Here is a 22,651-nt window from a genome sequence, read left to right as displayed (position 1 = left end):
ACCGCCGCCTCTTCAGTCGGCCTGCCCGCCCGCCGGCCCGAGCCGCGCGCCACGCAGCAGACCGACGAGCTCGGCCTGGCGATGCAGGCCGGTCTTGGCCATGACGCGCTTCAATGTCGTGCGTGCCGTCGACTCGGTGACGCCGAGCGTCGCGGCCGCGTCGCGCGGTCGGATGCCGGCGGCGATCAAGGCCGCGAGCTTCGCCTCCGACGGAGTCAGGTCGAACAGGCCCTGGACGACGCTGGCGCTGGGCAGCTCCCCGAGCACGACCGGCGTCACCACCAGGATCGTCGCGGCACGCGTGAAGATGTCATGGGCCGCGCCGCGGATCGGCGAAAGATGCAGGATCAGCGGCGGACGATCGCCCTGCTGCGCGATCGGGATCGAACGCACCGCCGCATCCGCCGGCGCCGAGCCGATCGCCGCGAGCGCAGCGGCGAAGAGTGCGTCCGCCGGTGCGTTGGTCAAGGTCAGACGGGCGATGCGGTCCTGCGCCACCTCCGGCAGCATCGCCGCGAGCAGCGGGTTCATCGCGACGGGCCGCCCGCTGCGATCCAGTACCGCCGCCGGCAACCCCATCGTCTCGAGCGCTTGCGTCGCGCTCCGAGCCCGTTCGAAATCCAGGCGCGCCGAGAGCACCATGGCCCGCGCCAGATGCGGGCGCAGCCCGTCGAGCCGGCGGATCTGCGCCGCATCGACGGGGCCTTCCTTCCATTCGCGTTCGGCGTGCAGGATGAAGGCCTCGCCGCTCGGCGAGACGATCGAGGTCGCGACACCGATGCCGAGGCCGCGCGGCAGCAGGAAATCCGCATAGACCGGCTCCAGCGCCATCTCGTCACTGCTGAAAATGTCGACGTCGCGCAGGAAGCCGGCATGATTGCGCCCGAGCAACCGGGCCGTACGCGCATTGTCGGGGAAGCGCTCGAAATGCGTCGCCACGACCTCGTCGAATTCAGGCGAGGAGGAAATCCAGCGCGCCCGGCCGGCCGCGACCGTGACCAGGACCGCTCCGGCCCCCCGCGTCTGGCTCTGGAACCGTTTCAGGACCCCGGGCCAGAGCTCGGGAACGATTGCCGCCTCATAGAGGCTTTCCAGGAAACGCTCGTCCATTGCCCCAGCCCCACCAGCAGCACATCGCTCGCCCCCCGGCGCGTTTCGCTGCTGGAATCTAGGCAGATCGGTCCCCCGAGCGTCAAGCCAAAGCAGAACGGCCGCCCGAAGGCGGCCGTTCCACATAAGTCGAAGCCTTGAGCCGAGCTTACTCGGCGGCCGGCAGCACCGCGGCCGCGGCCTTGGCCGCCGCATCCGCCTTCTGTCCGACGATCAGATCGTCGCGGCGCGTCGCCACCTGCTTGATGCGGGCGACCTGCGCGCCCGTACCGGCCGGGATCAGCGAGCCGACGATGACGTTCTCCTTCAGGCCCTCGAGCGTGTCCTGCTTGCCGTTGACCGCCGCCTCGGTGAGAACGCGGGTGGTCTCCTGGAAGGACGCCGCCGAGATGAAGGAGCGCGTCTGCAGCGAGGCCTTGGTGATGCCGAGCAGGACCGGAACGCCAGAAGCCGGCTTCTTGCCCTCTTCGCGCATCTTGGCATTGACCTCTTCCAGCTCGATGCGGTCGATCTGGTCGCCGGTCAGGATGTCGGTGTCGCCGCCATCCGTGATCTCGACCTTCTGCAGCATCTGCCGGACGATCACCTCGATGTGCTTGTCGTTGATGCCGACGCCCTGGAGGCGATAGACCTCCTGGATTTCGTTCACCAGATAAGCCGCCAGCTCCTCGACGCCCTTGATCGCCAGGATGTCGTGCGGGGCCGGGTTGCCGTCGAGGATGTAGTCGCCCATCTCGACGACGTCGCCGTCCTGGAGATGGATGTGCTTGCCCTTCGGGATCAGGTATTCGAGCCCATCCGAGCCGTCATGCGGCGTCAGCGTGACGCGCCGCTTGTTCTTGTAGTCCTTGCCGAAGCCGATGACGCCGGCCTTCTCGGCGATGATCGCCGCATCCTTCGGACGACGTGCCTCGAACAGCTCCGCCACCCGCGGCAGACCGCCGGTGATGTCGCGGGTCTTGGCCGAGTCGGTCGAGACACGGGCGAGCACGTCGCCAGCCTTGATCGAGGCCCCCGGCTCCACCGAGATGATGCCGTCGACGGGCAGGATGTAGCGGGCGTCGCCGCCACGCGCCAGCCTGGCGATCTTGCCATCCGGCCCATGCACGGTGAGCGCCGGCTTAAGGTCCGACGTGCGGGCCGAGCCGCGCCAGTCGATGACGACGCGCTTGGAGATGCCGGTCGCCTCGTCGGTCGTCTCGGTGATCGACATGCCGTCCACGAGATCCTCGTAGCCGACATTGCCGTCCACTTCCGCCAGGATCGGACGGGAATAGGGGTCCCACTCGATCAGGCGCTGGCCGCGCTTGACCTTGTCGCCCTCGTCGACCCGCAGCTTCGAGCCGAACTGGACGCGGTGCACCGCGCGCTCCGCCCCGTCCGGACCGACGATCACGATGGCGATGTTGCGCGCCATGGCGATCAGGTCGCCGTCGGAGTTCCGCGCAACGTTGCGGTTGCGCATCTTCACGACGCCTTCGAAGTTGGACTCGACGAAGGACTGGTCCGCGATCGTCGCGGCGCCACCGATGTGGAAGGTACGCATGGTGAGCTGCGTGCCCGGCTCGCCGATCGACTGCGCCGCGATGACGCCGACGGCCTCGCCCATGTTGACGGGCGTGCCGCGAGCGAGGTCGCGGCCATAGCAGGTCGCGCAGACGCCGTTCTTGGTCTCGCAGGTCAGCACCGAGCGGATCTTCACCTCCTGGACACCGGCGGCGTTGATCTTCTCGATATGGCTTTCCTCGATCATCGTGCCCTTGGCCACGAGGACGTTGCCGTCGATATCCGTCACGTCCTCCGCCGCCGAGCGGCCGAGGATGCGGATGCCGAGCGACGCCACGACCTGGCCGGCATCGATGATGGCGCGCATCTTGATGCCGTTATCCGAGCCGCAATCCGTCTCGGAGATGATCGCATCCTGCGCCACGTCGACGAGGCGGCGGGTCAGGTAACCCGAGTTCGCCGTCTTCAGCGCGGTGTCGGCGAGGCCCTTGCGGGCGCCGTGGGTCGAGTTGAAGTACTCGAGAACGTCGAGGCCTTCCTTGAAGTTCGAGATGATCGGGCTCTCGATGATCTCGCCCGACGGCTTGGCCATCAGGCCGCGCATGGCGGCGAGCTGGCGCATCTGGGCCGGCGAGCCACGGGCACCCGAATGGCTCATCATGTAGATCGAGTTGATCGGCTTGTCGCGGCCGTTCTCGTCCTTCTTCACGGTCGAGATGCGGGCCATCATCTCCTGGGCGAGCTTGTCGGAGCACTTCGCCCAGGCGTCGACGACCTTGTTGTACTTCTCGCCCTGCGTGATCAGGCCGTCCTGATACTGCTGCTCGTAATCCTTGGCGAGGACGCGGGTGGTATCGACGATCTCCCACTTGTTCTCGGGGATGACCATGTCGTCCTTGCCGAACGAGATGCCGGCCTTGAAGGCGTGCTTGAAGCCGAGGCCCATGACGCGATCGCAGAAGATCACCGACTCCTTCTGACCGCAGCCGCGATAGACGGCGTCGATCATGTTGGAGATCTCCTTCTTGGTCATCAGCTTGTTGACGACGTCGAAGGACACGGCCGGATGCTCCGGCAGCGCGGTCGAAAGGATCACGCGGCCGGGCGTGGTCTCGTAGATCTTCGTATAGGGGTTGCCGTCCTGGCCGACGCCGGTCCAGCGATATTTGATCTTCGAGTGCAGCGTCACGACCTTCTCGTGCAGCGCGTGCTCGAGCTCGCCGAAATCGCCGAAGATCTTGCCCTGGCCCGGCTCACCATCGGAGATGATCGACAGGTAGTAGAGGCCGAGCACGATGTCCTGCGACGGCACGATGATCGGTAGGCCGTTCGCCGGGTGCAGGATGTTGTTGGTCGACATCATCAGCACGCGCGCTTCCAGCTGCGCCTCGAGCGACAGCGGGACGTGCACGGCCATCTGGTCGCCGTCGAAGTCGGCGTTGAACGCGGCGCAGACCAGCGGGTGCAGCTGGATCGCCTTGCCCTCGATCAGGACCGGCTCGAAGGCCTGGATGCCCAGGCGGTGCAGCGTCGGCGCGCGGTTCAGCAGCACCGGATGCTCGCGGATGACCTCGTCCAGGATATCCCAGACCTCGGGCTTCTCCTTCTCGACGAGCTTCTTGGCCTGCTTGACCGTGGTCGAGTAGCCCTTGGCGTCGAGGCGCGCATAGATGAACGGCTTGAACAGCTCGAGCGCCATCTTCTTCGGCAGGCCGCACTGGTGCAGCTTCATCTCCGGGCCGACCACGATGACCGAACGGCCGGAATAGTCGACGCGCTTGCCGAGCAGGTTCTGGCGGAACCGCCCCTGCTTGCCCTTCAGCATGTCGGCGAGCGACTTCAGCGGGCGCTTGTTGGCGCCGGTGATGACGCGGCCGCGACGGCCGTTGTCGAACAGGGCGTCGACCGATTCCTGCAGCATCCGCTTCTCGTTGCGGATGATGATGTCCGGCGCGCGCAGCTCGATCAGCCGCTTCAGGCGGTTGTTGCGGTTGATGACGCGGCGATAGAGGTCGTTCAGGTCGGAGGTCGCGAAACGGCCGCCATCGAGCGGCACCAGCGGACGCAGATCCGGCGGGATGACCGGGATCATGGTCATCACCATCCATTCCGGCTTGTTGCCGGACTCCTGGAAGGCCTCGATGATCTTGAGGCGCTTCATCAGCTTCTTCGGCTTGAGCTCGGACGTCGTCGTCGCGATCTCATGCTTCAGATCGGCGTTGATCTGGTCGAGATCGAGCGCGCGCAGCATCTCGCGGATCGCTTCCGCGCCGATCATCGCCGTGAAGGTATCCGCGCCATACTCCTCCTGGCAGCGGACATACTCCTCCTCGGAGAGCAGCTGGCGGTCCTTGAGCGGGGTCAGGCCCGGCTCCAGCACCACATACGACTCGAAATAGAGGATGCGCTCGAGGTCCTTGAGCGGCATGTCCATCAGCAGGCCGATGCGCGAGGGCAGCGACTTCAGGAACCAGATATGGGCGACCGGCGCCGCGAGCTCGATATGGCCCATGCGCTCGCGCCGGACGCGTGCCAGCGTCACCTCGACGCCGCACTTCTCGCAGATCACGCCCTTGAACTTCATGCGCTTGTACTTGCCGCACAGGCACTCATAGTCCTTGATCGGCCCGAAGATGCGGGCGCAGAACAGCCCGTCGCGCTCCGGCTTGAAGGTCCGGTAGTTGATGGTCTCGGGCTTCTTGATCTCGCCGAACGACCAGGACGCGATCTTTTCCGGGCTGGCGATCGAGATCTTGATCGCATCGAACGCCTGCTGCACCGGCTGCTGGCCGAAAAGGTTCATGACCTCTTGCTTCATAGCCTGTCTCCTATGGCCGGTGGGGTTTCAAGGGAAACCGCCCTGCCCGGCCTTTGATCCATCGGCCGGCGGCGTGAGTGCCGCCGGCATGAGTAACGAACGCTGCCGTGCCCTCGGGGCGCGGCGGCTTACTCGGCCGCCTCGGCCGGGGGCAGCTCGCCCGGCCTCGGCTTGTTGCTGATCAGCTCGACATTGAGACCGAGCGAACGCATTTCCTTGACGAGCACGTTGAAGCTCTCCGGGATGCCGGCCTCGAAATTGTCTTCGCCACGCACGATCGACTCGTAGACCTTGGTGCGGCCCGCGACGTCGTCCGACTTCACGGTCAGCATTTCCTGCAGCGTGTAGGCGGCGCCGTAGGCTTCGAGGGCCCAGACCTCCATCTCGCCGAAGCGCTGGCCGCCGAACTGCGCCTTGCCGCCGAGCGGCTGCTGGGTGACGAGCGAGTACGGGCCGATCGAGCGCGCATGGATCTTGTCGTCGACCAGGTGGTGCAGCTTCAGCATGTAGATGTAGCCCATCGTCACCTTGCGGTCGAAAGGCTCGCCGGTCCTGCCATCATACAGCGTGGACTGCCCAGAGCTGTGCAGCCCGGCCTGCTCCAGGAGCCGCTCGATATCGGCCTCCTTGGCGCCGTTGAACACCGGCGTCGCCATCGGCACGCCGCGACGCAGGTTCTGGCCCATCTCGACCAGTTCGTCGTCGTTCATCGAGGCAACGATCTCGTTGTCCTCGTAGACCGCTTCGAACGAGGCCCTCAGCGCCTTGGAATCATGCGCCTTGCGATAGGCGTCGAGCGCCTTGCCGATCTGCTTGCCGAGGCCTGCCGCGGCCCAGCCCAGATGGGTCTCCAGGATCTGTCCGACGTTCATGCGCGAGGGCACGCCGAGCGGGTTCAGCACGATGTCGGCATGGGTACCGTCCTCGAGGAACGGCATGTCCTCCGCCGGCACGATGCGCGAGACCACGCCCTTGTTGCCGTGACGGCCGGCCATCTTGTCGCCCGGCTGGATCTTGCGCTTCACCGCGACGAAGACCTTGACCATCTTCATCACGCCCGGAGGCAGTTCGTCGCCACGCTGCAACTTCTCGACCTTGTCGAGGAAGCGCTGCTCGAGGCGCTTCTTCGACTCGTCGTACTGCTTCCGCATCGCCTCGATTTCGGTCATCAGGGCGTCGTCCGCCGTGGCGAACAGCCACCACTGCGAACGCGGGAACTCGCTCATCGCCTCGCGGGTGATGACCGTGTCCTTCTTGAAGCCCTTCGGACCGGCGAGACCGGTCTTGCCAGTCAGGATCTCGGCCAGACGCGCGAAGGTGTTGCGGTCGAGGATCGCCTGCTCGTCATCGCGGTCCTTGGCGAGACGCTCGATCTCCTCGCGCTCGATCGCCTGGGCGCGCTCGTCCTTGTCGACGCCATGGCGGTTGAAGACGCGCACTTCGACGATCGTGCCCTGCACGCCCGGCGGGACGCGCAGCGAGGTGTCGCGGACATCGGAAGCCTTCTCGCCGAAGATGGCGCGCAGCAGCTTCTCTTCCGGCGTCATCGGGCTCTCGCCCTTCGGCGTGATCTTGCCGACCAGGATGTCGCCGGCGGCGACTTCCGCACCGATATAGACGATGCCGGCTTCGTCGAGGTTCTTCAGCGCCTCTTCCGAGACGTTCGGAATGTCGCGCGTAATTTCCTCAGGGCCGAGCTTGGTGTCGCGGGCCATGACCTCGAATTCCTCGATATGGATCGAGGTGAAGATGTCTTCCGAGACGATCTTCTCCGAGAGCAGGATCGAGTCCTCGAAGTTGTAGCCGTTCCACGGCATGAACGCGACGAGCACGTTGCGGCCGAGAGCGAGCTCGCCGAACTCGGTCGACGGGCCGTCCGCGACGATGTCGCCCTTCTTGACGATGTCGCCGACACGGACCAGCGGGCGCTGCGTGATGCAGGTCGACTGGTTCGAGCGCTGGAACTTCTGCAGACGATAGATGTCGACGCCCGGCTTGGTCGGGTCCATCTCGTCGGAAGCGCGGATGACGATACGGGTCGCGTCGACCTGGTCGACGATACCGGCGCGGCGGGCCGCGATGGCGGCGCCGGAGTCGCGGGCGACCGCGGCCTCCATGCCGGTGCCGACGAAGGGCGCGTCGGCGCGGACCAGCGGCACCGCCTGGCGCTGCATGTTCGAGCCCATCAGCGCGCGGTTCGCGTCGTCGTTCTCGAGGAACGGGATCAGCGCGGCGGCGACGGAGACGACCTGCTTCGGCGAGACGTCCATGAAGTCGACCTTGTCGACCGGCGTGACGATAACTTCGCCGGCGCGGCGGCAAACGATCAGATCATCGGTCAGGCGGCCTTCAGCGTCGACCGCGGCATTCGCCTGGGCGACGTTGTACTTCGCCTCCTCCATCGCCGAGAGATAGATGATCTCGTCGGTCTGCTTGCCGTCGCGGATGCGGCGGTACGGGCTCTCGATGAAGCCGTACTTATTGACGCGGGCGAAGGTCGCGAGCGAGTTGATCAGGCCGATATTCGGGCCTTCCGGCGTCTCGATCGGGCAGATGCGGCCGTAATGCGTGGTGTGCACGTCGCGCACCTCGAAGCCGGCGCGCTCGCGGGTCAGACCACCCGGTCCAAGCGCCGAAAGACGACGCTTGTGAGTGACTTCCGAGAGCGGGTTCGTCTGGTCCATGAACTGCGAGAGCTGCGAGGAGCCGAAGAACTCGCGCACCGCGGCGGCCGCGGGCTTCGCGTTGATCAGGTCCTGCGGCATCACGGTGTCGATGTCGACCGAGGACATGCGCTCCTTGATGGCGCGCTCCATGCGCAGCAGACCCAGGCGATACTGGTTCTCCATGAGCTCGCCGACCGAGCGCACGCGCCGGTTGCCGAGATGGTCGATGTCGTCGATCTCGCCCTTGCCGTCACGCAGGTCGACCAGCGCCTTGACCACGGCGAAGATGTCTTCCTTGCGCAGGATGCGCACGGTGTCCTCGGCGTCGAGGTCGAGGCGCATGTTCATCTTAACGCGGCCGACGGCCGAAAGGTCGTAGCGCTCGGCGTCGAAGAACAGCGACTGGAACATGTTCTCGGCCGTCTCGAGCGTCGGCGGCTCGCCCGGACGCATCACCCGGTAGATGTCGAACAGCGCTTCCTCGCGGCGCGAGTTCTTGTCGACCTTGAGGGTGTTGCGGATATAGGGGCCGACCGTGATGTGGTCGATGTCGAGCACCGGCAGCTCCTCGAAGCCCGCATCGAGCAGGGCCTTGAGGCTCTTCTCGTCGATCTCGTCGCCGGCCTCGGCGAAGACCTCGCCGGTCTGCGGGTTGACGAGGTCCTCGGCGATATACTGGCCGTAGAGATCGTCATCGCTGGCACGCAGGAACTTCAGGCCCTTCTCGGCGAGCTGGCGCGCGGTACGCGCGACGAGCTTCTTGCCCGCCTCGACCACGACCTCGCCGGTGTCGGCGTCGATCAGGTCGACGCTCGCCTTGAAGCCCTTCATGCGCTCGGCGTCGTAGGGCACGCGCCAGCCATCGCCGTCGCGGGTGTAGGAGATGTGGTTGTAGAAGCGGTTGAGGATCTCCTCGCCGTCCATGCCGAGCGCGAACAGCAGCGAGGTCACCGGGATCTTACGCTTGCGGTCGATGCGCGCGTAGACGATGTCCTTGGCGTCGAACTCGATGTCGAGCCAGGAGCCGCGATAGGGGATGATGCGGGCGGCGAAGAGCAGCTTGCCCGAGGAATGGGTCTTGCCCTTGTCGTGATCGAAGAACACGCCCGGCGAACGGTGCATCTGCGAGACGATGACGCGCTCGGTGCCGTTGACGATGAAGGTGCCGTTGTCGGTCATGAGCGGCATCTCGCCCATGTAGACGTCCTGCTCCTTGATGTCCTTGACCGACTTGGCCTGGGTGTCCGGGTCGATATCGAACACGATCAGGCGCAGGGTCACCTTGAGCGGCGCCGAGAAGGTCATGCCGCGCTGGCGGCACTCGTCGACGTCGTATTTCGGCGGCTCGAAGGTGTACTTCACGAATTCGAGCAGCGAGGCGCCCGAGAAGTCGCCGATCGGGAACACCGACTTGAAGACCGACTGCAGGCCTTCGTCGCTGCGGCCGCCCTTCGGCTCGTCGATCATCAGGAACTGGTCATAGGACGCCTTCTGAACCTCGATGAGGTTCGGCATCTCCGCCACTTCCTTGAGCTTGCCGAAGAACTTCCGGACGCGCCTGCGGCCCTGGAGAGAATTGACCATGGTGTTCCTCGCAATCTCGGACGGCTCACCCGGCGGTCCGGGTTCTGGCGGTCGGGCCGCCGGGTGAGCCGTTCGGCGCCTCGGCGCCGACTTTCAACTGGATGAACCGTCACGCCGCTGCGCGATGATCCCTGCACACGTCGCCCCGCCCCGCGGAAACGACGCAACAGCCCCGGAGGCGGCGAGCCGCCCCGGGACTGTGCTTGTCGACTAGTTTCGGACCGGCATCAGCCGGCCCTGCTCACTTGAGCTCGACCTTGGCGCCGACGGCCTCGAGCTGCTTCTTGAGCTTCTCGGCCTCGTCCTTGGCGACGGCTTCCTTGACCGGCTTCGGAGCGGCTTCGACCAGATCCTTGGCTTCCTTGAGGCCCAGGCCGGTGATGGCGCGGACTTCCTTGATCACCTCGATCTTCTTGTCGCCGGCCGAGGCCAGGACAACGGTGAACTCGGTCTGCTCTTCGACGGCGGCGGCGGCAGCGCCAGCGGCCGGGCCAGCCGCAACGGCGACGGCGGCGGCGGCGGAGACGCCCCACTTCTCTTCGAGCATCTTGGCGAGGTCAGCGGCCTCGAGAACGGTGAGCGACGAAAGTTCGTCGACGAGCTTGGCGAGATCGGCCATTTTTCAGCTTCCTGATGTAAGAGGTTCGAACGATTAGGGTTTGACGGCTGCTCAGGCAGCGTTCTTGTCGGCGTAGGCCTTGACCACGCGCGCCAGCTTTCCGGCAGGCGCGTTCGTGAGCTGCGCGAGCTTGGTCGCCGGGGCCTGGACGAGGCCGACGATCTTGGCACGCAGTTCATCGAGCGAGGGCATCGTGGCCAGGGCCTTGACACCATCGGGGTTCAGGGCGGTCGTGCCCATCGCGCCGCCCAGGATCACGAGCTTGTCGTGGTCCTTGGCGAAGGCGACGGCGACCTTCGGCGCCGCGACCGGATCGCTGGAATAAGCGATCAGGGTGGGTCCCTTCAGCAGCGGGCTGATGGACGCGACGTCGGTGCCTTCAAGAGCGATCTTGGCAAGCCGGTTCTTTGCGACCTTCACGGTGGCGCCATTGGCCTTCATCTCGCGACGAAGCTTCTGGAACTGGGCCACCGTCAAGCCCGCATAGTGGGCCACGACGACGACCGACGTCTTCGAGAAGACATCGTTCAGCGTCGCGACGGCATCAGATTTTGCCGCTCTATCCACTGGGCTCTCTCCGGTAGGCGACAGGCTTTCACACCCGCCGCCAGTTGCACGTGCCGCTCTTCGCGAGAGCCGGTTGACACCGACCCCTCGCCAGAGCGACGCTCAGTGCCCTGTCCCCAGCCATGGCCGAAGCCGTGATCGGGCGAGATGGTTCGAACCTCGTTCGGCGCCTTTCGGCTCCGGCAGAGTTCTTGCACCGTCTATGCAGGCCTCTTGGCGAAATTATGCCCTCGGACGAACCGGGAGCACCTGCAGTCTCAGACAGGACTGGACGCCAGGCCCCAGGAAATCGCTTTCCTCGCTCCCGGCATCCATTCTTCGGTGGCGAACCACCGAAAAACGCGAAACGGACCCCCTCGTGCAAAGCACGCGGAAGCCCCGACACTTATGGAAACACGGGGAAGCTCATAGCCTCTCCCCCGGCTTCTGCCAAGTGGCAATCCTTGCGAGCTTTCGCAAGGTGGGGCAGCGGCCGCATGAGGCGGCCGCGAAAGCAGGATACGAAGCGCGGAAATCGGCCCTTCGCGCCCTGCCCCAGGACGGCTTCAGCCGCCCATCACCGTGTTCGGCTCGATCTTGACGCCCGGACCCATGGTCGAGGAGATCGCGACGCGCTGGATATAGGTGCCCTTGGCGCCGGCCGGCTTGGCCTTCGAGACCGAATCGACGAACGCCTTGATGTTCTCCGAGAGCTTCTCGGCGTCGAACGAGACCTTGCCGACGGCGGCATGCACGATGCCGGCCTTCTCGACGCGGAACTCGACCGACCCGCCCTTCGAGGCGGCGACGGCGTTGACCAGGTCCATGGTGACCGTGCCGACGCGCGGGTTCGGCATCAGGCCGCGCGGGCCGAGCACCTTACCGAGACGGCCGACCAGACCCATCATGTCCGGGGTGGCGATGCAGCGGTCGAAATTGATCTCGCCCTTCTGCACGGCCTCGACCAGGTCCTCGGCGCCGACGATGTCGGCACCGGCCTTCTTGGCTTCCTCGGCCTTGGCGCCGCGAGCGAACACCGCGACGCGCAGGGTACGGCCCGAACCGTTCGGCAGGTTGCAGACGCCGCGGACCATCTGATCGGCATGACGCGGGTCGACACCGAGATTCATCGCGACCTCGACGGTCTCGTCGAACTTGGCGCTGGCGCGATCCTTGATCATCGCGACGGCTTCGGCGAGCGGGTAGAGCTTGGTCCGGTCGATGCCCTCACGGGCCTTGACGACGCGCTTTCCAACATGAGCCATGTTCAGTCCCCCCTCAGCCGACGACTTCCAGGCCCATGGACCGGGCGGAGCCGCGGATCATGGTCATGGCGGCATCGACGTCGTTGCAGTTGAGATCGGCCATCTTCTTCTCGGCGATCTCCTGGACCTGCGCGGCGGTGACCTTGCCGGCGGCGCCACCCTTGCCCGGGGTCTTCGAACCCGAGGTCAGGCCGGCGGCCTTCTTCAGGAAGTAGGACACGGGCGGCTGCTTCATCTCGAAGGTGAAGGAGCGGTCCTGATACGCGGTGATGATCACCGGGATCGGCATGCCCTTTTCCATCTGCGCGGTCTTCGCATTGAAGGCCTTGCAGAATTCCATGATGTTGAGGCCGCGCTGACCGAGCGCGGGACCGATCGGCGGCGACGGATTGGCCGCGCCCGCCGGAACCTGAAGCTTCACGTAGCCCGTGATCTTCTTTGCCATGATGGCTGCTCCTGCCGTCCATCCCGGCGCCTACCGGAACGACGACGCCCCATCCGGAAACCGAGTTCGTTCCGGAACGGGGTGGTTGCAGAGCGTGGTACGGCAGGGAATCCCGGTTGGCGGCCGGCCGACCTCCCACGCATGTGAGGGGCGCCCTATCGCACAACCCGGCCGGAAAGGGAAGCCCCGCCAGCATGCGGCGGCGGACCGCCCTTTCCGGCTCGACGCGCCCGGGAATGCCCGCAAATGCGAAGGCCCGCGCCGGTATGCGGCGCGGGCCTTCATGTTCGGTGGCGAGAGGCGCCCGGCCGGGCAGCCTGCCCCGAATCGACGTCAGAGCTTCTCGACCTGGCCGTATTCGAGCTCGACCGGCGTGGCGCGGCCGAAGATCGAGACCGCGACCTTGAGGCGGGCGCGACCATGGTCGACATCCTCGACGACGCCGTTGAAGGAGGCGAAGGGGCCGTCGGCGACCTTGACCTGCTCGCCGACCTCGAAGACCACCGTCGGCTTCGGACGCTCGATGCCCTCGGCGACCTGACCCTTGATGCGCAGCGCCTCGTTCTCGGGGATCGGCATCGGCTTGGCCTTGTCGGCCCCGAGGAAGCCGGTGACCTTCGGCGTGTTCTTGATGAGGTGGTAGACCTCGTCGGTCATCTCGCACTTCACCAGCACATAGCCGGGGAAGAATTTGCGCTCGGCGTCGACCTTGCGGCCGCGGCGGACCTCGACGACCTTCTCGGTCGGGACCAGCACCTCTTCGAACTTGTCGGCGAGATTGCGCTGCGCCGCCTGGTCCTTGATCGACTGGGCGACCTTGTTCTCGAAGTTCGAATAGGCGTGGACGATGTACCAGCGAGTGTTCACGTTCGTGGGTTCCGTTCAGCGCGCGCCGAGGATGAGGCCGAGACCCCAGCGGATCATCGTATCGGCAAAGAGGAAAAACAGGCTGAAGACCAGCACCATGACCAGCACCATCCCGGTGGTGATCAGGGTCTCGCGGCGCGAGGGCCAGGTCACCTTGGAGGCTTCGCTGCGCACCTGCTGCAGGAAGCTGAACGGGTTCGTCTTCGCCATCGGGCCGTCACCTTAAGGTTCCGGAACGCCGCCGCGACCAAGCGCGCAAGCGACGATTCGGTACGTCCTGAAAGATTCGCGGCGCGGGGCTCAGGGAGCCGCGCGCCGTCGTGAGCCGCTTCTTACAACGCTATGGCGCGCTAGCCAAGCGCTTTCGCGGCAGCGCCCGAAAGCCGGGTCGGGAGCCCGCTCGAGACGATCCTCCCGCAGCGTGCCTTTGCATGCCGGGGAAGAGGCAAGGCCGACTGCCTATGGCAGTGAGATGGATCATCGTGGCCGCGTCCAAACGGACGCGCGGTGATCTAGGCGATACAGAGCCAGGTCAGGATGCCCATGGCCGAGAGGGCGAAGAGCGAAAGGCTGGCGATGGCGTCTGGCGGCAGATGATGCATGGCTCGGGTCCGGGGATTGCCCGTCCCGGTAGCCCCCGCCCATGACAGTCGCGCGACGCCGCGGCCCCGCAACGAGAAAGGGCGGCTCCACCGCAGTGGAACCGCCCTTTTCGATCGCTCATCGCGATGAAGTCCTGGCAGGGGCGGCAGGGCTCGAACCTGCGACACCCGGTTTTGGAGACCGGTACTCTACCAACTGAGCTACACCCCTGTAGTCGCGGGTTGCTTAGCCCGAACGACGCCGGCATTTCAAGTCGAAAACACACGGCGCCGTGGAAAGTTCACAGGCTCGCTCAGGCGGCATAGGGCCCGAGCTGCTCGGCATAGCGCTTGACCAGCTCCAGCCCGAAGGCGCTCGGCCGCTGCGCCGGGCTGCGATCATGGATCTCGATGCCGGCGCGGGCCCCGAAAATGCGCTTTCCGTAGCAGAGCAGGCTCTCGATCGACTGCATGATGAAGACGATCGCCGGCAGCACCTCGCGATAGGCCTCTTCGGCGCCCTCGGCATCGCCGGCGAGGAATCGATTATAGGCGCGCAGCGCGTAGTCGATCGTATCGGGCGCCAGCAGCAGGCCGACGCAGCCCGCCCGCAGATTGTCGGCGAGTTCCAGCCCGCCGCGGCCGTTCATCACCGGCAGGCGGCCCTCGGTCACCGAGATCAGCTGCTGGATATCGGTGGCCGGCCCCTCGCCCTTGATCAGGCAGATATTCGGGTGCTGGCGCACCAGCTCGCGGATATCCTCCGAGGAGAGCCCGCGGCCCATATAGGCCGGCGCGTTCTGGATCGCGACCGGCAGCGAGGTCGCCTCGGCGATTCGCCCGAAGAAGCGGATATATTCGGCCGCGCCAAAGGAGCCGACCATCGGCGGCTGCAGAATCACCCAGTCGGCCTTGGCCGCTTCGGCCGCCTTGACCTGCTCGACCTGCTCGGCGACCGAGCCGCCGAACATGGTGAAGGCGAGCGGCACCTTGCCGGCAACGTCCTCCGCCACCCAGTCGATCACCGTCCGGCGCTCGGCCAGGCTGAGCTTCGAGACCTCGGTCGCAAGCCCGAGCGCCGCCATGCCGTGAACGCCGAGCCCGAGGCAGATTTCCGTCTGGCGCTTCATCGCCGCCCGGTCGAGCCGCTCCTGCGCGTCGAACAGCGCGAAGGCGATGGCATGAATGCCGGTGAAGGGCGGCTTGAAGGCCATCTCGAATTCCTCCCTGAGATTCGTGCGGGCTGTCCCGCCGTTTCAGCCCCATTGAGCATGGGGCGCGCCGCGCGTGCAGCGGCGTTTGCGACGGGGCCCTGCCCGGGCCGCGCATGCATAAAGGAAAAGGGCGGTGTCGCCACCGCCCTTCCCGGATTCCGTCCCGGCCGGAAAGGCCGGGGCGATGCCTTGCGCTTACGTGAGGATCGTAGCGACGACGCCTGCACCGCAAAGTTTGCGGTTTCCGCGAACGTCGTTGTTGCTTCGATCAGGCGAGGATCGTTGCGACGACGCCGGCACCGACGGTGCGGCCGCCTTCACGGATGGCGAAGCGCAGCTTCTCTTCCATCGCGATCGGCACGATCAGGTGCACTTCCATCGAGATGTTGTCGCCCGGCATCACCATCTCCGTGCCTTCCGGCAGGTGCACCACGCCGGTCACGTCCGTCGTGCGGAAGTAGAACTGCGGGCGGTAATTGGTGAAGAACGGGGTGTGGCGACCGCCCTCTTCCTTGGTCAGGATGTAGGCCTCGGCCTTGAACTTGGTGTGCGGCTTCACCGAGCCCGGCTTGCACAGCACCTGGCCGCGCTCGACGTCCTCGCGCTTCGTGCCGCGCAGCAGCGCGCCGATGTTGTCGCCGGCCTGGCCCTGGTCCAGCAGCTTGCGGAACATCTCGACGCCCGTGACGGTCGTCTTCACCGTGTCCTTCAGACCGACGATCTCGATTTCCTCGCCGACCTTGACGATGCCGCGCTCGACGCGACCGGTCACGACCGTGCCGCGGCCAGAGATCGAGAACACGTCTTCCACCGGCATCAGGAACGGCTGGTCGATCGGACGCTCAGGCTGCGGGATGTAGTCGTCCACCGTCTTCATCAGCGCGATCACCGCGTCATGCCCGATCTCAGGCGTCACGCCGTCCAGCGCGGCCTTGGCCGAGCCCTTGGTGATCGGAATGTCGTCGCCCGGGAAATCGTACTTCGACAGAAGCTCGCGGATCTCCATCTCGACCAGCTCGAGCAGCTCGGCGTCGTCGACCAGGTCGACCTTGTTCATGAACACCACAAGCGCGGGAACGCCGACCTGGCGCGCCAGCAGGATGTGCTCGCGGGTCTGCGGCATCGGGCCGTCGGCAGCCGAAACAACAAGGATCGCGCCGTCCATCTGCGCCGCGCCCGTGATCATGTTCTTCACATAGTCGGCGTGACCGGGGCAGTCGACGTGAGCATAGTGACGCGCAGGCGTCTCGTACTCGACATGCGACGTCGAGATCGTGATCCCGCGCGCCTTCTCCTCAGGAGCCTTGTCGATCTGGTCATAAGCCGTGAACGAAGCGCCGCCAGCCTCCGCCAGAACCTTCGTGATCGCAGCCGTCAAAGACGTCTTGCCATGGTCAACGTGACCAATCGTGCCGATGTTGCAGTGCGGCTTCGTGCGGGAGAACTTCTCTTTGGCCATGACACCTTTATCCTCGAAGGCGGCCGCTGGGGGCCGGAAAGCGCGGTGGAATTAGGGGTTTTTGCCTGACGATGCAAGCGCTCCGGCCTGCCGGATCGCCCCGTCCCGCAACGCCGTGCCGTCACGCCCTTGCGGTGGCCGCTCCTTTCCCCGTCCGGAGCCGCGCCCGGCCGCTTGGCAAGCGAGGCCCGCAGGCGCAAAACGGCGCCACCAGCGCCACCTCGCGTCCCCGGAGCCTCCGCCATGACCGTCACCACATCCGCCCCCAAGCCCCTGCCCCGCATCGCCATCACCTATTGCAGCATGTGCAATTGGCTGCTGCGCTCGGCCTGGATGGCGCAGGAACTGCTCCAGACCTTCGGCCAGGATCTCGGCGAGGTCGTACTGATCCCGCGCACCGGCGGCATTTTCCAGATCCACTATGACGGCGAGCTGATCTGGGACCGGACGGTCGATGGCGGCTTCCCCGATGTGAAGCAGCTCAAGCAGCGCGTCCGCGACCGGCTCGACCCGGCCCGCGACCTCGGCCATCTTGACGGCCACAAGGCGCAAGCCACCGAGGCCTGAGCGCGCGAACTGCCAGACTGCCTGCCTCGGCTCGGTCGAGGCGGGCGCAGCCGGGATCGGCCCGCATCACATGCCGAAGCCGACATAGACGGAGTCGCCGCTGAGCTCGCTGAACTTCTTGTTCTTGAAATGCCGATATCGGCCGTGCGGGCGCGCCGCGCGATCACGTCGGTTGTCCGGCGGGCGCAATCCGCCTCGATTCGGTCGGCCCTCACGCTCGCGGCATCACCGCGAAACGGCCATCGTCGCGGCGCGGCGCGCAAAGCTGGAACATCGGGAGAGAGATTGGAGCGGGTACCGGGAATCGAACCCGGGTATTCAGCTTGGAAGGCTGCTGCTCTACCATTGAGCTACACCCGCGCAGGGCGACAAGTTCCGCATCGCGCGGCCCGGTGTCAACCCGTCATCGCCAGCTGCCGGCAAGGGCCGCGGACGTCGCGGTGAAAGCGCTGCGCTGTCACCGCCTGGTCGTTCGGCGCGTCTTTCAGGAAGGCGCGCCTGCTTCGTCCCGCAGGGCGAAGGTGGTGGGGGAAGCAGGACTCGAACCTGCGAAGGCATAGCCAGCGGATTTACAGTCCGCCCCCTTTGCCGCTCGGGACATTCCCCCGCCTTTTCGCTGGCTGGCCCGAAGGCCGGCCGCAGCCGCTGTTTCACTTTTGTGAAGGGCGGCAGGCGCGGCCGGACTTATGGTGAGAGGGCGCCCGCCTGTCAACGCCTAAAACGATCGATCCGCGACAAGGCGCATTTCAATCCACCGCTCGCGCCGCGCCCTGCCGGCGCAGCCAGGCCTTCGCCGCCGGCATCAGGGCCTGAAATGGCGTGGTTTCCGGCCGCTCGATCGCATCGGCGAGATCAGGCGGCGGATAGATCAGCGTGCGCACGCCGTGGCGGTGCTGCCAGACCGGCAGCGTGCCCTGGCGCACGAACATCGCGATGACCTCTCTGACGAGCGGACTGCGCAAGGCCCGCGATTTGCCGACCGGGCGCGCCACCACGCAGAATCGCGCGAACGGATTCGGGTGGCTCGCCTCGCCTTCCAGGCAGAAGATCACGCCGCTTCGATCCGGCCGGGCCTCGTCCGGCATCGCGTCGATTCGCCGCCACAGGCAGAACCAGCTCCGGCAGATCTGTGGCCGTGTCGCATGGATGCCGCAGCCTTTGCCGGTGTTGTGGCGGCACATAACCCCGGCCGGCTTGCCGACCTCCGGGTCGACGATGCGCAGCACCTCGCAGCAGGCGACGCAATCGCCGCATTCGCGCCCCGGCGTCAGATGGTTCAGCGTCCGCCCGGCGCGCATCGCCCCGGCTTCCGGCATCGCGTCCATGAGCCCTCCCCCGGAGAACGGAGTGGGCCGCCAGAATAGCGCCGACCGGCCCGCAACGGAATGCGAGCGCTTCAGCCTGCCGCCGCGATTCGCGCCCTGACGAAGGCGACACGCTCGGCGACGCCGGCGAGCGGCAGCTCGACCGGCTCATAGCCGAAATCGCGATAGGCGCCGGTCACCGCCGCAAAGGTGCGTTCCGCTTCCGCGAAATCCTGTTTGCGCTCTGCGTCCCCAGCGAAGATCGCGCGCCAGGGCGGCGCCGCGAAGACGAGGGGACGATAGCGGATCTGGCGCGCCGCTCGCTCCAGATGCGCGGGGATCGCGAGCCCCGACAGGGAGAGGTAGCCGGCGATATCGGGCACGCCGCGGTCGAACAGCACGAGGCCGCCCCGCTTGCGCGCCTCGGCATGCGAGCGCATGTCCCAGCCCAGCATCAGCTCGGCGAACAGGGCCCGGTCACGCCAGGGCAGTGCCGGTCCGTCAATCGCCACCTGATCGCGGATGATCGCCCGCCCGCCTTCCGGCGCGGTCGCAAAACCCTCCGCCGCGAGTGCGGACAGCAATGTGGTCTTGCCGGCTCCCGGTCCACCGGTGATCACGAAGAAGGCGTGGTCGTCATTGGTCATGTCAGATCTCTTCCCTTCGGTTGGTTGCTGACAGGGCGCGCTTCCGCACTGGCCAAGCGCCGCGCATCGTGGCAGGGCAGTCGCTCGACAATTCGGGAGTTCCCATGCCCGCCCCTTTCCGCCCGCGCCCCACCGGCAAGCCTTCCGGCCGCGGCTTCCGCCCGCGCCAGGACGGGCCGCCGCCGCATCGCCCGGGCGATATCGACGAGGCGATCCTCTACGGCGCCCATCCGGTGATCGAGGCGCTGCGCAATCCGCGCCGGCGTTTCCGCAAGCTGCTCGCCACCGAGAACGCCCTGAAGCGCCTCGGCGAGGAGATCGGCGACTTGCCGATCGCGCCCGAACTGGTCCGCCCCTCCGAGATCGACCGCCTGCTGACGCCCGACGCCGTGCATCAGGGGCTCTATCTCGTCTGCGATCCCCTGCCCTCGCCCGATCTCGACAGCCTGCCGGACGACGCGGTCGTGCTGGCGCTCGACCAGATCACCGATCCGCACAATGTCGGAGCGATCCTGCGCTCGGCAGCGGCCTTCGCTGTCGCCGCCGTGATCGTCACCATCCGGCACTCGCCGGCGGCGACCGGTGTCCTCGCCAAATCGGCCTCGGGCGCGCTCGAGCATGTGCCGCTGATCGCCGTGAAGAATCTCGGGGATGCGCTCGACAAGCTCGGAAAGCGCGGCTTCCTGCGCCTCGGCTTCGATTCGGAGGGGGATGTCTCGCTCGACGACGTCGCTCTGCGACGTCCGCTCGTCATGGTCATGGGTGCCGAAGGCAAGGGCCTGCGCCAGCGCAGCCGCGAACTCTGCGACCATCTCGCCCGGCTCGACATGCCCGGCGCGATCAAGAGCCTCAACGTCTCCAACGCCACCGCGATCGCGCTCTACGCCGCGACGCGGCAGCGCTGAAGCGGCTCAGCGCTTCCCGGCCGGGTTTCGCCGCTCGCCGGTATCGATCGGCACGATGCCGTCGGCGCCGATCCGGATGACCCGCGCCACCTGTCGCCCACCCCGGTTCTCGATCCGGTAGATCACCGGATCAGCAGCCGGCGGGCGCTGGATGCCGACCGCGACCGGAATCGACGGCGGCTCGAGACGCTCGAACTGGTAGTCCGGCGCGGCAGTACCCAGCAGGACATTGAGCGAGGAATCGTAGAAGCCCGGACCATAGCCCCCGAGGCCGTAGCCGTAGGCGAACCCTGGGACATGGCGACCATGGGCGCGCAGACCCGGGCGGACTGGCCGCATCGGCCGGGCCAGCATGCGGCCCGGGGCCGCCGAGGCCAGGGCCGGCGCCCTGACACCGGCCGGTGCGGCAGGGCCGCCGGCAGGCCTGGCGGAGACATTCGAGCCGAGCGCCAGCACGGCGCCCACAATGCAGGCCAGACGGAAAATCGGGATGCGGACCATGTCGCTCCCCCTCCTGTCCTTCGGAATCGCCGCTGGTCGGAAAGGCTATCCGTCTTGCGCCCGGAAGGCGAGTCGGGCGCCTGCGGGCGGCGGAAGACGGACCTCATTTGTTAATGAGTCGTTAGTCTTACACCCTTTGGTGCAAGACCAAGTGCCTGCTTGAAGGTTTCGGGCTGTGGGCTCATTCGTTCCCCATCAAACTTGTCTTTTCTAGGGCTTCGCGGGTCGGCCACGTCCGACTCCAACGCAAAGACCGCTGCAAGGCGGCGTCGAGGCGCGGTGGGTGGTCCGCTGCGTCGGGGGAACGAACGACGGAGTGCATCATGAGCATTGCGCAAGCATCAGGGGCCGCCGGCCCACGCCCGATGACCAGGGAAGAGAAGCGGGTCATCCTCGCCTCCTCCCTGGGCACAGTATTCGAATGGTACGACTTCTATCTCTACGGTTCGCTCGCCGTGATGATCGGCGCGCATTTCTTCTCGGCCTTCGATCCGAATACGCGCGCCATCTTCGCGCTGCTTGCCTTCGCCGCCGGCTTCCTCGTTCGTCCCTTCGGCGCGCTGTTCTTCGGTCGCCTGGGTGACCTGATCGGCCGCAAATACACCTTCCTCGTCACCATCGTGATCATGGGCGCCTCGACCTTCCTGGTCGGCCTGCTGCCCGGCTACAACACCATCGGCTGGATCGCGCCGGTCATCCTGATCGCGCTGCGCATGCTGCAGGGCCTCGCCCTCGGCGGCGAGTATGGCGGCGCGGCGGTCTACGTCGCCGAGCATGCTCCGGTTGGTCGCCGCGGCTTCTACACTTCCTGGATCCAGACCACGGCGACGCTCGGCCTGCTGCTTTCGCTGATCGTCATTCTCAGCATCCGCACCACCATGGGCGAGGCCGAGTTCACCGCCTGGGGCTGGCGCATTCCGTTCCTGGTCTCGATCTTCCTGCTGGCGATCTCGGTCTGGATCCGTCTGCAGATGCAGGAATCCCCCGCCTTCAAGAAGATGAAGGAAGAAGGCACCGGCTCGAAGGCGCCGCTCTCCGAGGCCTTCGGCCAATGGAAGAACGCCAGGATCGCCCTGCTCGCGCTGTTCGGCCTCACCGCCGGCCAGGCCGTCGTCTGGTATACCGGCCAGTTCTACGCCCTGTTCTTCATCCAGAGCATCCTGAAGGTCGATCTCTACTCGGCCAACGTGCTGATCGCCTGGTCGCTCATCCTCGGCACCGGCGGGTTCATCGTGTTCGGCGCGCTCTCCGACAAGATCGGCCGCAAGCCGATCATCCTGGCGGGCTGCCTGATCGCGGCGCTGACCTATTTCCCGCTGTTCGGCGCCCTCACCAAGGCCGCCAATCCGGGCCTCGCCGCGGCGCATGAGAACGTCAAGGTCCAGGTCGTCGCCGATCCCGCCACCTGCGGCTCGGTCTTCGATCCGGTCGGCGTGCGTACCTTCACCCAGCCTTGCGACGTCGCCCGCCGCACGCTCGCGACGCAGGCGATCGTCTACACCCAGGTCGCCGCGCCCGCTGGCACCCCGGCCAAGGTGACGGTCAACGGCAAGGACGTCGCGATCGATGCCAACTTCGCCAAGAACATCGCGACCGAGGCCGTCGCCGCCGGCTATCCGGCCGCCGGCGATGCCCGCATCGTCAAGACCGGCTTCCTGAGCGCGCTGTTCAACGGCCAGTCGCTGACCATCATCGCGATCCTGACCATCCTCGTCATCTATGTGACGATGGTCTACGGCCCGATCGCCGCGGCCCTGGTCGAGCTCTTCCCGACCCGCATCCGCTATACCGGCATGTCGCTGCCCTACCATATCGGCAATGGCTGGTTCGGCGGCCTGCTCCCGGCGACCTCGTTCGCCATGGTGGCCGGCACCGGCGACATCTACTACGGCCTCTGGTACCCGATCGTGATCGCGATGATGACCTTCGTCGTCGGCATGCTCTTCGTGCCCGAGACCAAGGATCGCGACATCATGACCTACGACCACTGATCGACCTTGCGATCGGCCGGCCCCGCCGGCTGCCGAGCCCCGCCCTCGTGGCGGGG

The 22,651-nt window shown here is 66.3% G+C and carries 18 protein-coding genes and 3 tRNA genes; 4 read left to right on the top strand and 17 right to left on the bottom strand.

Annotated elements, in window-relative coordinates:
• Window positions 1-12: 12 nt before the first annotated feature.
• From AC3RCC_RS13125 to tuf, 12 genes are all read right to left on the bottom strand, one after another.
• On the bottom strand, window positions 13-1,110 hold the full coding sequence (locus tag AC3RCC_RS13125) for a helix-turn-helix transcriptional regulator (protein ID WP_291644452.1): 1,098 nt from the start codon (window positions 1,108-1,110) through the stop codon (window positions 13-15).
• A gap of 148 nt (window positions 1,111-1,258) precedes the next feature.
• Entirely contained in the window at window positions 1,259-5,434 is a 4,176-nt protein-coding gene (rpoC, locus tag AC3RCC_RS13120) for a DNA-directed RNA polymerase subunit beta' (protein WP_291642188.1), read from the bottom strand.
• A 128-nt stretch (window positions 5,435-5,562) separates the two neighbouring features.
• Window positions 5,563-9,684: a DNA-directed RNA polymerase subunit beta gene (gene rpoB / locus AC3RCC_RS13115; RefSeq protein ID WP_291642185.1), complete on the bottom strand. Its 4,122-nt coding sequence runs from the start codon at window positions 9,682-9,684 to the stop codon at window positions 5,563-5,565.
• 241 nt (window positions 9,685-9,925) lie between these two features.
• On the bottom strand, window positions 9,926-10,303 hold the full coding sequence (rplL, locus tag AC3RCC_RS13110) for a 50S ribosomal protein L7/L12 (protein WP_291642183.1): 378 nt from the start codon (window positions 10,301-10,303) through the stop codon (window positions 9,926-9,928).
• 51 nt (window positions 10,304-10,354) lie between these two features.
• The gene (gene rplJ / locus AC3RCC_RS13105) at window positions 10,355-10,870 is read right to left on the bottom strand and encodes a 50S ribosomal protein L10 (RefSeq protein ID WP_291642182.1); all 516 of its coding nucleotides are present in this window, start codon (window positions 10,868-10,870) and stop codon (window positions 10,355-10,357) included.
• Between the two features lie 545 nt (window positions 10,871-11,415).
• The gene (gene rplA, locus AC3RCC_RS13100) at window positions 11,416-12,114 is read right to left on the bottom strand and encodes a 50S ribosomal protein L1 (RefSeq protein WP_291642180.1); all 699 of its coding nucleotides are present in this window, start codon (window positions 12,112-12,114) and stop codon (window positions 11,416-11,418) included.
• Window positions 12,115-12,127: 13 nt separating this feature from the next.
• Window positions 12,128-12,559 (bottom strand): 50S ribosomal protein L11, encoded by a 432-nt coding sequence (gene rplK, locus AC3RCC_RS13095; protein ID WP_291644375.1) that lies wholly within the window; start codon window positions 12,557-12,559, stop codon window positions 12,128-12,130.
• Window positions 12,560-12,892: 333 nt separating this feature from the next.
• Window positions 12,893-13,426 carry a transcription termination/antitermination protein NusG gene (gene nusG, locus AC3RCC_RS13090; RefSeq protein ID WP_291633118.1) on the bottom strand — a complete coding sequence of 178 codons (534 nt, stop codon included), beginning with the start codon at window positions 13,424-13,426 and terminating at the stop codon, window positions 12,893-12,895.
• Between the two features lie 15 nt (window positions 13,427-13,441).
• The gene (secE, locus tag AC3RCC_RS13085) at window positions 13,442-13,636 is read right to left on the bottom strand and encodes a preprotein translocase subunit SecE (protein WP_066480198.1); all 195 of its coding nucleotides are present in this window, start codon (window positions 13,634-13,636) and stop codon (window positions 13,442-13,444) included.
• A gap of 527 nt (window positions 13,637-14,163) precedes the next feature.
• Window positions 14,164-14,239 (bottom strand) — tRNA-Trp (locus AC3RCC_RS13080).
• Between the two features lie 82 nt (window positions 14,240-14,321).
• Window positions 14,322-15,221, bottom strand: coding sequence for a dihydrodipicolinate synthase family protein (locus AC3RCC_RS13075; protein ID WP_291644373.1), 900 nt, complete (start codon window positions 15,219-15,221; stop codon window positions 14,322-14,324).
• A gap of 268 nt (window positions 15,222-15,489) precedes the next feature.
• Entirely contained in the window at window positions 15,490-16,680 is a 1,191-nt protein-coding gene (gene tuf, locus AC3RCC_RS13070) for an elongation factor Tu (protein WP_492258662.1), read from the bottom strand.
• Here tuf and AC3RCC_RS13065 point away from each other — a divergent pair.
• Window positions 16,612-16,749, top strand: coding sequence for a hypothetical protein (locus AC3RCC_RS13065; RefSeq protein WP_492258848.1), 138 nt, complete (start codon window positions 16,612-16,614; stop codon window positions 16,747-16,749). The genes tuf and AC3RCC_RS13065 overlap by 69 nt on opposite strands.
• 174 nt (window positions 16,750-16,923) lie before the next feature.
• Complete coding sequence (locus tag AC3RCC_RS13060) at window positions 16,924-17,247, top strand: Rdx family protein (RefSeq protein ID WP_492258661.1); 324 nt, start codon at window positions 16,924-16,926, stop codon at window positions 17,245-17,247.
• Window positions 17,248-17,533: 286 nt separating this feature from the next.
• Here the strand turns inward: AC3RCC_RS13060 and AC3RCC_RS13055 are convergent.
• From AC3RCC_RS13055 to AC3RCC_RS13040, 4 genes are all read right to left on the bottom strand, one after another.
• A tRNA-Gly gene (locus tag AC3RCC_RS13055) sits at window positions 17,534-17,607 on the bottom strand.
• Between the two features lie 162 nt (window positions 17,608-17,769).
• Window positions 17,770-17,854 (bottom strand) — tRNA-Tyr (locus tag AC3RCC_RS13050).
• A gap of 139 nt (window positions 17,855-17,993) precedes the next feature.
• Window positions 17,994-18,572: a hypothetical protein gene (locus AC3RCC_RS13045; protein ID WP_492258660.1), complete on the bottom strand. Its 579-nt coding sequence runs from the start codon at window positions 18,570-18,572 to the stop codon at window positions 17,994-17,996.
• Between the two features lie 71 nt (window positions 18,573-18,643).
• Window positions 18,644-19,198, bottom strand: a complete 555-nt coding sequence (locus AC3RCC_RS13040) for an AAA family ATPase (protein ID WP_492258659.1) — start codon at window positions 19,196-19,198, stop codon at window positions 18,644-18,646.
• Window positions 19,199-19,302: 104 nt separating this feature from the next.
• On the opposite strand from AC3RCC_RS13040, the gene rlmB reads away from it, so the two are divergent.
• Window positions 19,303-20,103 carry a 23S rRNA (guanosine(2251)-2'-O)-methyltransferase RlmB gene (rlmB, locus tag AC3RCC_RS13035; RefSeq protein WP_291647350.1) on the top strand — a complete coding sequence of 267 codons (801 nt, stop codon included), beginning with the start codon at window positions 19,303-19,305 and terminating at the stop codon, window positions 20,101-20,103.
• A gap of 6 nt (window positions 20,104-20,109) precedes the next feature.
• On the opposite strand, the gene AC3RCC_RS13030 is transcribed toward rlmB, so the two are convergent.
• On the bottom strand, window positions 20,110-20,604 hold the full coding sequence (locus AC3RCC_RS13030) for a hypothetical protein (protein WP_492258658.1): 495 nt from the start codon (window positions 20,602-20,604) through the stop codon (window positions 20,110-20,112).
• A gap of 323 nt (window positions 20,605-20,927) precedes the next feature.
• Between AC3RCC_RS13030 and AC3RCC_RS13025 the strand changes: the two genes are divergently transcribed.
• Window positions 20,928-22,595, top strand: coding sequence for an MFS transporter (locus tag AC3RCC_RS13025; protein ID WP_492258657.1), 1,668 nt, complete (start codon window positions 20,928-20,930; stop codon window positions 22,593-22,595).
• Window positions 22,596-22,651 lie beyond the last annotated feature (56 nt).

It is taken from the genome of Allobosea sp. GW823-FHT01F03 (assembly GCF_058798075.1).
Note: the sequence above shows the minus strand (reverse complement) of the source record. Positions and strands in the feature narration are given on the sequence as shown.